This window comes from Protofrankia sp. Cas4 (genome assembly GCF_963555915.1).
Lineage (GTDB): Bacteria > Actinomycetota > Actinomycetes > Frankiales > Frankiaceae > Protofrankia.
In genome coordinates, this window is sequence record NZ_CAUVXL010000266.1 from 1 (window position 1) to 11,302 (window position 11,302).

The 11,302-nt window shown below is 67.8% G+C and carries 9 protein-coding genes and 1 tRNA gene; 5 read left to right on the forward strand and 5 right to left on the reverse strand.

Going from position 1 to position 11,302, the window contains the following annotated elements:
* Positions 1 to 108 precede the first annotated feature (108 nt).
* A tRNA-Ser gene (locus tag U9979_RS24085) sits at positions 109 to 195 on the forward strand.
* Between the two features lie 123 nt (positions 196 to 318).
* Here U9979_RS24085 and U9979_RS24090 read toward each other — a convergent pair.
* The 3 genes from U9979_RS24090 to U9979_RS24100 all read right to left on the reverse strand — a co-directional run bounded on the left by U9979_RS24090 (position 319) and on the right by U9979_RS24100 (position 4,341).
* Positions 319 to 885 carry a Uma2 family endonuclease gene (locus U9979_RS24090; RefSeq protein WP_416210306.1) on the reverse strand — a complete coding sequence of 189 codons (567 nt, stop codon included), beginning with the start codon at positions 883 to 885 and terminating at the stop codon, positions 319 to 321.
* Between the two features lie 94 nt (positions 886 to 979).
* Positions 980 to 2,341 carry a pyridoxal phosphate-dependent decarboxylase family protein gene (locus U9979_RS24095; RefSeq protein ID WP_322751359.1) on the reverse strand — a complete coding sequence of 454 codons (1,362 nt, stop codon included), beginning with the start codon at positions 2,339 to 2,341 and terminating at the stop codon, positions 980 to 982.
* A gap of 716 nt (positions 2,342 to 3,057) precedes the next feature.
* On the reverse strand, positions 3,058 to 4,341 hold the full coding sequence (locus U9979_RS24100) for an adenylosuccinate synthase (protein WP_322751358.1): 1,284 nt from the start codon (positions 4,339 to 4,341) through the stop codon (positions 3,058 to 3,060).
* A gap of 331 nt (positions 4,342 to 4,672) precedes the next feature.
* Here U9979_RS24100 and U9979_RS24105 point away from each other — a divergent pair, with 331 nt between their 5' ends.
* From U9979_RS24105 to purE, 3 genes are all read left to right on the forward strand, one after another.
* Positions 4,673 to 5,695, forward strand: coding sequence for a hypothetical protein (locus tag U9979_RS24105; RefSeq protein ID WP_322781081.1), 1,023 nt, complete (start codon positions 4,673 to 4,675; stop codon positions 5,693 to 5,695).
* Positions 5,696 to 5,884: 189 nt separating this feature from the next.
* Entirely contained in the window at positions 5,885 to 7,159 is a 1,275-nt protein-coding gene (gene purD, locus U9979_RS24110) for a phosphoribosylamine--glycine ligase (protein ID WP_322781082.1), read from the forward strand.
* Between the two features lie 138 nt (positions 7,160 to 7,297).
* Positions 7,298 to 7,822: a 5-(carboxyamino)imidazole ribonucleotide mutase gene (gene purE / locus U9979_RS24115; protein ID WP_322751803.1), complete on the forward strand. Its 525-nt coding sequence runs from the start codon at positions 7,298 to 7,300 to the stop codon at positions 7,820 to 7,822.
* Positions 7,823 to 7,851: 29 nt separating this feature from the next.
* Here purE and purB read toward each other — a convergent pair whose 3' ends face one another.
* Positions 7,852 to 9,285: an adenylosuccinate lyase gene (gene purB, locus U9979_RS24120; RefSeq protein ID WP_322781083.1), complete on the reverse strand. Its 1,434-nt coding sequence runs from the start codon at positions 9,283 to 9,285 to the stop codon at positions 7,852 to 7,854.
* A 184-nt stretch (positions 9,286 to 9,469) separates the two neighbouring features.
* The gene (locus tag U9979_RS24125; protein WP_322781084.1) at positions 9,470 to 10,021 is read right to left on the reverse strand and encodes a hypothetical protein; all 552 of its coding nucleotides are present in this window, start codon (positions 10,019 to 10,021) and stop codon (positions 9,470 to 9,472) included.
* Positions 10,022 to 10,276: 255 nt separating this feature from the next.
* Between U9979_RS24125 and U9979_RS24130 the strand changes: the two genes are divergently transcribed.
* Positions 10,277 to 11,188: a phosphoribosylaminoimidazolesuccinocarboxamide synthase gene (locus tag U9979_RS24130; RefSeq protein ID WP_322755454.1), complete on the forward strand. Its 912-nt coding sequence runs from the start codon at positions 10,277 to 10,279 to the stop codon at positions 11,186 to 11,188.
* Positions 11,189 to 11,302: the final 114 nt, after the last annotated feature.

Consider the following 11,302-nt stretch of genomic DNA (forward strand, 5'->3'; position numbering starts at 1 on the left):
GGCAATAGGGACCCGGCGTCGCGGGGCCGGGGTGCGCAGCTCCGACGGGTCCGTACCCGTCGACGGGTACCCGCCACGATGGCCGCTGCGTCCAGTAAGCTAGCGAACGGTGGAGTCGCCTAGTGGCCGAGGGCGCACGCCTCGAAAGCGTGTGAGGGGGCAACCCCTCCGTGGGTTCAAATCCCACCTCCACCGCCCACAGCCCACAGCCCACAGCCAGACAAAACGCCGGGCCGATCACCCAGCCCGGCGTTTGATTGTCGCCTTCCGCCTCGGTTCTCGTCTCAGCGCTGCCAGGACGCTCGCGATGGACGGGTATCAGATCTGATGGAGGTCGATCTCTGCTGCGAAGGGCGCCGAGACCGTGACCACGCCGGTGAATACCTCTCCGTCCCGGTAGACCCGCCTCGCCGGGTCGAGGACATAGGTGTAGACCAGCGGAACACCGGTAGCGGCCTGCTCGATCCGCCAGTAGAAGGCGATGCCGGCCTTGGCGTACTGGTCCACCTTCACGATCCTGTCGGTGGTCTCCGAACCCGGCGAGACGATCTCCACGACCAACAGCACGTGTTCGGGACGGGTGGGCGTGACGTCGATCGTGTCCGCGCGATACACCACGACATCCGGACGGCGATTGGTGAGCGGCACGTCCTGCAGCCGGACGTCGAAGTCCGTGTCGGCGTTCCAGTCCACCCCGGCGGCCGCGTCCAGTGCGTTCGCGACGATCCGGGCCAGCCGGTTGTGCCGCTTGGACGCGCTGGGGCTCACGACGACCATCCCGTCCACGATCTCGATGCCCGCGCACTGCTCCTGCGACCAGGAGTCGTACTGCTCCGCCGTGATCTGCTCGTGCATCCACGCAGGGGCGACCATCTCCGCGGTCATGACGTACCTCCTGCGAACCTGGCGGCAGGCCTGAGTCCTACCTGACAGCGTACTGTGCGCCTGCCGGGGGAACGGACCCCCGACTCAGGCCGGCTCAGGCCATGGTCGCCAGGATCGCGGCGATGTCCGCGGGTTCGGTGCACGGGTTGACGATCGCGAACCGGGTCACCGTCTCCCCCTCGTGGACGGTCGGGGTGACGAACGCGAAACCCGACTGCAGCAGCTTCTCCGTCCACTCGTAGTACATCTGCGGCGCCCAGTTCAGGCGCCGCAGGACAACCACGGAAAGCTGCGGTTCGCGCACAAGCTCGACGTAGGGCAGCGCCCGGATTTGGTCGGCCGCGGCCCGGGCGGTGGCCAGGGACTTCTCCACGGCGGCGCTGTAGGCACGGGTCCCGTGCACGGCGAGGGAGAACCAGAAGGGCAGACCACGCGCGCGCCGGGACAGGCCGATCGCGTAGTCCGCTGGATTCCAGGCGTCCGTGGACTCCAGCACCTCGAGGTAACCCGCTTTCTGCGCATGTGCCGCGCGGGCCAGCGCCGGTTCCCGATAGATCAGCGCGCAGGCGTCGAACGGCGCGAACAACCATTTGTGCGGATCAACGATGAAGGAGTCGGCATCCGCCACACCGGCAAAAAGGTGACGGACTGATTCCGCAGCCAGGGCGGCCAGTCCGTAGGCGCCGTCGACGTGTACCCAGATACCGCGTTCACGGGCCACGTCGACAATGCCGCGAATATCATCGACAATGCCGAACTGCGTGGTACCGGCTGTTGCCACGACGGCGAAGACCGTGTCGGCAACGGCGACGCCGGCGGCGTCCAACGCGGCGCCCAGCGCAGGACCGGTGAGCCGTCCGTCCTGGTCCGTCGCCACGACCAGAACGTCGACGCCCATGATGCGGGCGGCGGTCTCAACCGAGGAGTGCGCTTCGGAACCGCAGACGACCCGCCAGGTGGTGGGTTCGGCCCCGCAACCCGCCGCCTGCCGCCTGGCCTGCTGCGCCGCGTGCCTGGCTGCGACCAGGGCGGAAAGGTTGCCGACCGTCCCCCCCTGGACGAAGACACCACCCGCCCGGGACGGGAAACCGGCCAGATCGGACAACCAGCGCAACGCCTGGTTCTCCGCGTAGACCGCACCGGCGCCCTCCAGCCAGCTGCCCGCATATACCGACGACGCCCCGACAACGAGATCGAACAGTATTGCCGCCTTGGTGGGAGCCGCCGGGATGAACGAGAGATTACGCGGATGATCGACTGAAATGCAGGCTCTGGAGAGGACTTTGTCGAAAAGACCGAGCACCTCGACGCCGCCCATACCGTCGGGGGTAATCGTCGCTCCCGCGGTGGCGGCCAGATCCGCGTGGGACCGCGACCCGTCCAGCGGGACCGGATGCAGACGCAGGCGCTCCCGCGCATAGTCGACAACAGCCTGGGCCAGAATCTCGCTGTCCATGTCATACCGATGCACGGAGCAGAGTATAGCCAGACTCACCTGACAATAGGGACGCGATACCGCGGTAGCAGTATGTGCATTTCATGTGCATTGGTGCACAAAGCGAAACAGCTGGAAAATAATGCTGAATGCCGACTGTATTCTGATCGTGCACCGCGCCGAGACAGTCACGGGCCAGAGCCGAGCCGGCGGTGAGCCAGGCACACCGAGACGCACCGAGACAGGCGACATCAGCCATCGACCAACTGACCGCCGATCAGTTGGTCGACAGCGCGACCGCGGTGCCGACCGTGGAGCGCGATCACCCGGCGTCGGTCAGGCCACCGGGCGTGCGGGACCCATCATGATCGCATACCCGTCAGCCCACCGGCGGCTCAGACGTCCTGCTTGCCCCGCCGGCGAATGAGGAAACCGCCACCGGCAATAGCGGCCAGCAGGGCGATCAGCGCGAAACGCTTCATTGCGTACCTCCACGATGCGGACGAAAGGCATTACACAACATTCCAACACCGGCACCAGTACCTGGCACTCAAGCCATCCTGCACACCGGCAAAATCACCCTGGGTAGCTGGCCGAACCTTGCGGATCGGCGGTGGGTCGAACCTGAGCATGCCATGTCCACAGCCAGTTGGCGGGAAGGCGGCCCAGGATGTCGACCATCATACGGGCGCCGCCCCTCGGCCGCCGCATCACCGGGTACCCCAATCACGATGATCTCAGAGAAGATCACGAATGGTAATCGTCTGATCCCGGCCGGGGCCGACGCCGACGGCCGACACCGGCGCCCCGGCCAACTCCTCGACAGCCTTCACGTAGTCACGAGCAGCCTGCGGGAGCTGATCGAACGACGTGGCGCCCGAGATGTCGTCACCCCAGCCCGGCAGTTCCTCATAGATCGGCCTGGCGTGATGGAACTCGGTCTGGGTCATGGGCATGTCGTCGTGGCGGACACCGTGCACGTCATATCCGACACATATCGGAACGCGATCAAATCCGGACAATACATCCAGTTTGGTAAGAAAAACATCAGTCAACCCGTTCACGCGCACGGCGTAGCGGGCGATGACCGCATCGAACCAGCCCGTGCGCCGGGCTCGACCGGTGGTCACACCGAACTCGCCACCGACGGCACGCAGCTCGTCGCCGACCTTGTCGGTGAGTTCGGTCGGAAACGGGCCGGAGCCGACGCGGGTCGTATACGCCTTGCAGATACCGATCACCCGCGTGATCCGGGTCGGGCCGATACCCGAGCCGGTCGCGGCCCCGCCCGCCGTCGGGTTCGACGAGGTGACGAACGGATAGGTCCCATGGTCGACATCGAGCAGGGTGCCCTGCGAACCCTCCAGCAGGACGACCTTGCCGGCCCGTAACGCCTGGTCCAGGACAAGCCCGGTATCGGCGATGTGCGGTCCGAGCAGGCGCGCGTATCCGGCGTACTCCTCGACGATCGCGTCCGTGTCAAGGGCCCGTCGATTATAGATCTTGGTCAGGATCTGGTTCTTGTCCCGCAGCGCCAGCTCCAGCTTGGCCCGGAAGATCCCGGGGTCGAGGAGGTCCTGAACGCGGATCCCCGTCCGGGCAATCTTGTCACCATAGGTCGGACCTATCCCGCGGCCGGTCGTCCCGATCCGAGCCTTGCCAAGGTAACGCTCCGTCACCTTATCGAGCGCGCGATGATGGGGCATGATCAGATGAGCATTCGCGCTGATCAACAAACGGGACACGTCGATGCCACGGGCGATCAGCCCATCCATCTCGCCGAGAAGAACCCCCGGATCGATCACCACGCCGTTGCCGATCACGGGCACGCAGTCGGCACGTAGCACGCCACTTGGGATCAGATGCAGAGCGTAACTTTCCTCACCGATGACAACCGTATGTCCGGCATTGTTACCGCCCTGGTAACGAACCACGAAGTCGACCGCCCCGCCAAGCAGGTCGGTCGCCTTTCCCTTGCCTTCATCGCCCCACTGGGCACCGATCAGCACGAGCGCAGGCACCGGGCGAGATTACCTGGCCCACCGGTCGGAGCGGGCGCACGGGCGGCACTGCGTGATATCGATCCAGGTCGACGGGCTAAAGATCATAACTACCCGATACGTGCGGACGCTGCCGAGCGCCCCCGTCGACCACTATGACGATCACGATCATTTCCCGTGCCCGGCGGGCCTGGAAACCCCTGACGGACCCTGGATGATCGCGACGAGTGGCCGTCGGTCCACCGTCGCGACACGATTGATCGTCTAAATAAAGATCCTACTTGCATTACCAAGAGTTACTGTGGAGGCTGTTCCGGTAACAGGATTAGTCAATCGGGACGGGGGTGTCACGGTGGCCGCTGTCACCGCCCGGTCCGTGCGTGCCGAAGGCTCCGGCCAGAGCACCGGCACGGCGGACGACCTGGCATCGGAGAGCGTTTCCGCCAGCCACCGGCGGCATGAAGAGAAGATCATCGCGTCGCCGTCGGCCCCGCCGCCACATCCGTCCGACCGACCCACATCAGCACAGCCGGTCGTGCCGCCGACGCCGGTCGGAGACCAGCCAGGGAGAGGTCTGACCACACTGAACCTGCCTGACGCCCCCCTGCCGGCGGTGGCGCATCCCGGCGGCGGCCCACCGGAGGACACCCCGCCCGTCGCGACTCCACCAGCTGATCGCAGACCCGACAGCCGGGTCGGTCCCCTCACGGTTCACTGGACACCGGCGTTGCGTACCAACATCATTCGCCAGTCACAGGTCACGAGTCAGGTCGTCGGTGTACATGCCTGGCCCGTCGGCTTCTCACCCATCGGTGACCTGCTTCCCGCCACCCTGCCCGAGGTGCTCAGGCGAGGCAGCCACGCGGTCCGCAGCGCCAACGAGGTCGAAGAACAGCGCAAGGAGCGCGCGGACGCCATCGCCACCTATGCGGTCGCACAGATCGCCGAGTTTCTCGCCATCTGCGCGGCCGAGGGCCTCACCCCGACCTTGACGATCCGGGTGGTCGCAGACCGGCAACCGGATCAACCCCCGGATCAACCCCCGGATCAACCCCTGGATCAACCCGCCGAGGCCGCGACGCCTCGACGTGGCCGGCGCACCCCGCCACGGGCCTGGCCGGTGCTCTACTGGCGCAACCAGAGTTTCCCGTACACCGGCCGCTCCCTGCACCTGTTCGTGGACGCCTCCGGACAGACCTTCGAAAGCCGCGAGGACCCCGGGCCGCAGGCCGTCCTCGGCCGCGACGTCCGGGTCTGGCCGGTCGACGTCCACACCGTTATCGGGTCCATGGCGGAAGTCGACGCCCGACGGTGTGCGCATCAGCTCGTCTACGCCATGGCGCACCTGCTGTGGAATGCCGGCATCAGCCTGTAAGGCCCCGGGGACGTCGGCCTCCGGCGATGCGACAGAACCACGATCGCATCGCCTTTGGCCCGGTAGGGCCGGTAGCAGCCCGGATGAGGTGGTCGGCACGGGCGCTACCCTGTACCGCGTGCCTCCACCCACCGACCACGACGCGGTCACGGCCCGCGCCCAGCCGACCGGGCGGTGGCGGGTGGCGAGGTGAAGGTCCTCGTCGTCGGCTCGGGAGGCCGGGAGCACGCGTTGTGCCGGGCCCTGTCGCGCGACCCGGCGGTAGGCGCGCTGGTGTGCGCCCCCGGTAACGCCGGCACCGCGCAGCTGGCGCAGCCGCGTCCACTCGATGTCGCCGACCCCGACGCCGTGGCCGACCTGGCCGAGGCCGTCCAGGCGGATCTGACCATCATCGGGCCGGAGGTACCCCTGGTTGCCGGCGCCGCCGACGAACTGCGGGTCCGAGGCCTGCGCTGCTTCGGGCCGACCGCCGCGGCCGCGCGGCTGGAGGGCAGCAAGGCCTTCGCCAAGAACGTGATGCACGCCGCCGGCGTCCCCACCGCGGCGTCGCGTGATCACACCGAGATCGAACCGGCCCTCGCCGACCTCGACGAGTTCGGTCCGCCCTACGTCGTCAAGTACGACGGTCTCGCCGGCGGCAAGGGAGTGACCGTCACGACCGACCGGCGCAGCGCGGTCGAGGCGGTACGCGCATGCCTGCGCAACCCCGAGGACCGAGTCGTGATCGAGGAGTATCTGGACGGGCCCGAGGTCTCGCTGTTCGCGATCGTGACCGAAGCCGGGACCGTCATCCCCCTGCTACCCGCTCAGGACCACAAGCGGGTCGGGGACGGCGATACCGGGCCGAACACCGGCGGGATGGGCGCGTACACCCCACTGCCGTGGGCGCCGCGCGGGTTGTCCGCCCAGGTCGTGCGGACTGTGATCCAGCCCACCGTGGACGAGATGGCACGCCGCGGCACCCCCTTCTGCGGCCTGCTGTACGCCGGCCTTGCACTGACCTCCCGCGGTGTGCGGGTCGTCGAGTTCAACGTCCGGTTCGGCGACCCCGAGGTACAGGCGATCCTGGCTCTGCTGGCCACCCCGCTGACCGATGTCCTGTCCGGCTACCGGACGCCGGTGTGGCGGTCCGGCGCCGCCGTCACGGTCGTCGTCGCGGCAGCCGGTTATCCGCAGGCGCCACGGCTCGGCGATCCGATCATCGGCCTCGACGCCGCCGGAGCCCTCACCGGGGTGGACATCCTGCATGCCGGAACCCGCCGGGACGCCGATGGCAGGATCGTGTCGTCCGGGGGTCGCGTGCTGTGCGTCACCGCCATCGGCCCGCATCTGGAAGCCGCGAGAGGATCAGCCTACGAGGCCGTCAGCCGAATCTCCCTGGCTGGCGCGCACTACCGGACCGACATCGGGGACCCGTCGCGGCTGGGCCCCTACGGGCCTTCGGTCGTGCGACAAGAACCATGATCACACGACCTTTGGCCCACCGGGCTTCTCCGGGCCTCCGGTCGTGCGGAAAAACCATGATCGCACGACCTTTGGCCCACCGGGCTTCTCCGGAACAGGCCCTCCCGACGTACCGAGAAAGTGAGTGAACACGCAGGTATGAACGCGACCGTCCAGACCGGCTCAACCATGGTGCCGCCCAAGGTGGCCATCGTGTTCGGCTCCCCGTCCGACGCACAGACGATGAGCAAGGCCGGCGCGACGCTGGAACGTTTCGGCGTCCCCTACGAACAGGTCTCGCTGTCCGCCCACCGTGCCCCCCATGCCCTCACCCGGTATGTGGGTGAGCTGCGGACCCGCGGGATCGCGGTTGTCATCGCCGGCGCCGGGCTCGCCGCCGCCCTGCCCGGCGCGGTCGCCGCGCTCACGACACTGCCGGTGATCGGCGTCCCGATCTCGGGCGGGGCGCTGGACGGTATGGACGCCCTGCTCGCCATCGCGCAGATGCCGCCCGGCGTCCCCGTGGCCACGGTCGGGCTGAACAACTCCACGAACGCGGCCGTGCTGGCCACCCAGATCCTCGCTCTGAACGACCCGGACCTGCACGTCCTGCTCACCGTGTTCAAGGACGACTTCGAGAAGGCCGCGGCCGCGGGCCTCGCCGAGATACTCCCGCCAGCCTGACGGCTCGTCCCAGAATCGTCACGGAATCGTCACAGGATCGGGGCGGGGACGTATGCCGCGGCGTCCGGGTAGCGACGCACGATGGCCTCGACCCTGGCGTGGAAATCCGCGACCTGCGCGCGGGCAGCGCCGGTGAACGCGAGTGGCTCGGCCAGCACGGACGACAACGCGACGGCGTCCAGGCCCAGCCGCTCGTCACCGGCGAGCCGCTTCATCAGATCGTTGTGGTCGGCGCCCTTCTCCCGCATCGTCAGGGCGACCGCGACGGCATGCTCGCGGATGACCTCGTGGGCGGTTTCCCGCCCGACCCCGCGGCGCACCGCCGCCATCAGGACCTTGGTCGTGGCCAGGAACGGCAGGTTGCGGTCCAGCTCGCGGGCGATCACTGCCGGGTAGGCCCCGAAGTCGTCCAGGATCGTCAGGAACGTCTCGTAGAGTCCGTCGGCGGCGAAGAAGGCGCCTGGAAGCGCCACCCTGCGCACAACCGAACAGGACACATCCCCCTCGTTCCACTGGTTCCCGGCGAGTTCGCCGGTCATGGTCGCGAATCCGCGCAGCACCACGGCCAGGCCACCGACCCGCTCACACGAACGCGTGTTCATCTTGTGCGGCATCGCCGACGAGCCCACCTGGCCCGCGGCGAAGCCCTCGGTGGCCAGCTCATGGCCGGCCATCAGTCGGATGGTCACCGCGAGGCTCGCCGGCGCCGCCGCAGCCTGCGCCAACGCGGTGAGGACGTCGAAGTCCAGCGACCGTGGGTAGACCTGGCCGACGCTGGTCAGCACTCGTCCGAAGCCGAGGAACTCCGCGATCCGCCGTTCCAGCTCGGCCAGTTTCGCCGGATCCGCGTCCAGCAGGTCGAGCATGTCCTGGCCGGTCCCGACCGGACCCTTCATCCCACGCAGCGGGTAGCGGGCGAGCAGCTCCTCGACCCGCTCGAACGCGACGAGCAGCTCCTGACCGGCGGAAGCGAACCGCTTGCCGAGCGTGGTGGCCTGCGCCGGCACATTGTGGCTGCGTCCGGTCATCACCAGGGTGTCGTACGTGGCGGCAAGCTGCCCGAGCCGGGCCAGCGCCGCCACCATCCGGTTCTGGATCAGTGCCAGTGAGCTGCGCACCTGGAGCTGCTCGACGTTCTCGGTGAGATCCCGAGACGTCATGCCCTTGTGCACGTGCTCATGGCCGGCAAGGGCGTTGAACTCCTCGATCCGGGCCTTCACGTCATGGCGCCGGATCCGCTCCCGTTGCGCGATCGAGTCGAGGTCGACGTCGGTGAGGACCCGCTCATAGTCGTCGATCACACCCGCGGGGATGGCCAGGCCCAGGTCCCGCTGAGCGCGCAGCACCGCCAGCCAGAGCCGGCGTTCCTGGACGACCTTGTTCTCCGGTGACCACAGGCTGGTCAGTTCGGCCGAGGCATAGCGGGTCGCCAGAACATCGGGAATCACGGACGTGGTCGCCATAGAGGCCATCGTGCCCCACCGGCGGGTCGCAATCCCCAGCTCGGGCTCCGCCGGCCTCCGGACCCGGCACAAAACTTTCGAGACACAAGCTTTCGAGGTTTGTACGATCAAAAACGGCCTCACAGCCGAACAAAGCTCGAAAGATCGCGGCGGACGACAGCCAGCAGGTGACGACGGACACCGGCTAATGGATGATGACCTCCAGGACGATCATCACGAGGCCGAGCGCAGCGCTGCTGCAGGCGTACACGACCAGCCGCCAGCCGGTCAGCTGACAGGCCCGGCCGGCAACGGTGCCCCAGATCGCGAGCAGCACCACCGACGTCCCCAGCGCCGCCTGCTGGGCGCCCACCACCGAAGCACCCGCGGCGACGGCGATGCCCAGCGCCACCATCGGCGGCACCGCTGCCTGCACAATCGGCCAGTGTTCGGCCAATGCCGCGCGCACCTCGCCCAGCGACGGCTTCGTGCCCGTGCTGAGCCGGTCACTGACGACACGCGAGTAACCGTGCGCGAGCCAGAACACCATGACGGTCACGGCGACCGTCAGGGCGATTTCAAAGCTCTCGGTGTGCTCCGGGTCCTCCGCCGCGACGACGGCCGCGACGAGAATGGTCCCGTAGATCGCGTTCGCGGGGTCACCGGTCCGCATGATCAGCCAGCGGACGATGCCCCGACGCCACCGCGGCCCATCGGGCTGCGCGGGTGTCGTGTCCGGCCCGGCACGGCTATCCACGGCTGTCACCGATGACTGTCGCTCGGTCACGATCCCCCTTAGAATGCCCGGGGCCACCGACGATGCCGGCGGACCAGCCCGCGCCAGACCCGGACCGCTACAATTAGTTCACTTACCGTCACCATTGTCGGTCACACACAGGGACTCCGCATGTCGGGGACACCCGCGCAGGCATCGGCTCCGGCATCGGCATCGGCATCGGCATCGGCATCGGCGCGACTCGATACGGTCGGCGTGCCTCGATACGGTCTCGGTATGCCGCTGACGCATGAGGAGTTCGCCGGGCTGACCCATCTGGGATCCGGCAAGGTACGGGAGCTGTTCGCCGTCGGCGACGATTCGGTCCTGCTGGTCGCCAGCGACCGGATCTCCGCCTTCGACGTCGTGCTGCCCACCGACATCCCGGACAAGGGCGCAGTCCTCACCGGACTCTCCCTGTGGTGGTTCGACCAACTCGCCGACATCGTGCCGTCCCACCTGCTCAGTGCGAACGTGGACGAGTACCCCGATGAGCTCGCGCCCTATTCCGAGCAGCTACGCGGCCGGTCGATGCTGTGCCGACGGCTGTCGATGGTGCCGATCGAGTGCGTGGCCCGCGGATACCTGACCGGCAGTGCTCTCAAGGACTATCGGCGAACCGGCTCGGTCAGCGGCCACACCCTGCCGGCAGGGCTCCTCGACGGCAGCAGGCTGCCGCTGCCGATCTACACACCGTCGACGAAAGCCGCGGTCGGCGAGCACGACGAGAACATCAGCCGAGCGGACGCGGCCACCCGCGTCGGCACGCAGGTGGCCGCCGACCTGGAGAGACTCACGTTGACGATCTTCGGACGCGCGACCGATCTCGCCGCCGAGCGCGGCATCATCCTCGCCGACACCAAGTTCGAGTTCGGCCATGACACCGACGGCGTCCTGCGACTGGCCGACGAGATACTGACCCCGGACTCATCCCGATTCTGGCCGGTCGACAGCTGGCAGCCAGGGCGCTCGCAGCCGTCCTTCGACAAACAGTTCATTCGTGACTATCTGATCTCCACCGGCTGGGACCGCTCCGCACCCGGCCCCGAACTGCCCGACCCGGTCGTCGAGGCCACCCGCGACCGCTACGTCGAGGCGTACGAGCGCCTGACCGGTACGTCCTTCGCCGACTACCTGGCCACAGCCTAAGATCACCCGACAACAGGGGCGCTCTAAGATCGCGATGTTTGAGCCCAGCGGGTAACGCGCTTAGAGCGCCCGGCAGTAGGGGCGTGGATGAAGGAGCGGGGCTGGGGTGCGTGC